Source organism: Bartonella sp. AP58NXGY, assembly GCF_042195785.1.
GTDB lineage: Bacteria > Pseudomonadota > Alphaproteobacteria > Rhizobiales > Rhizobiaceae > Bartonella.
The window spans coordinates 1-562 of sequence record NZ_JBHIOY010000420.1; the positions used below are offsets into that span (position 1 = coordinate 1).

Below are 562 nucleotides of genomic sequence, written 5' to 3' on the forward strand. Positions count from 1 at the left end.
GTGCTCCTACTTTTCATGTTTACCATATCGACGATAATGGTGCTGTCTCTAAAGAACCTTATCAAAATGTCGCTGAAGCTTTTGAAGGTGTAAACGATTCTTTTACACAGATTCACAATAAAATCTCTAATATAACAGAAAATAGCCTTGTGAAGCAGGATGGAGAAAATGGTCTTATCACTGTTGGGAAAGCAACCGGTGGTACAAAAATCAATATTGCAAATAAAGATAATCAAGAGAGAACACTTTCTGGTGTAAAAGATGGAGAACTCTCTCAAAATTCCACAGAAGCTGTAAATGGTTCACAGCTTTTTAAGATGAATGAAAAAGTTACCACTGTTACTGATAACTTATCAAAAGTTGCTCAAAATACATCCAAATATTTTGGTGGCAACACAGATGTACTTGCAGGTATAGAACCATCCTTCCTTATTCAGGATAAGGCATATAATAATGTTACAGATGCGTTTACTGGTGTGAATACTTCTATCACAAATATTGATAATAAGATTACTGAAATGAAAGAAAATAATCTTGTCCAACAAGAAGGCATTTCAGGTAT

At 34.2% G+C, this 562-nt stretch carries 1 pseudogene; it reads left to right on the plus strand.

Annotated elements, in window-relative coordinates:
- A pseudogene (locus ACFINC_RS11795) lies at window positions 1–562 on the plus strand (hypothetical protein); the annotation flags it as partial.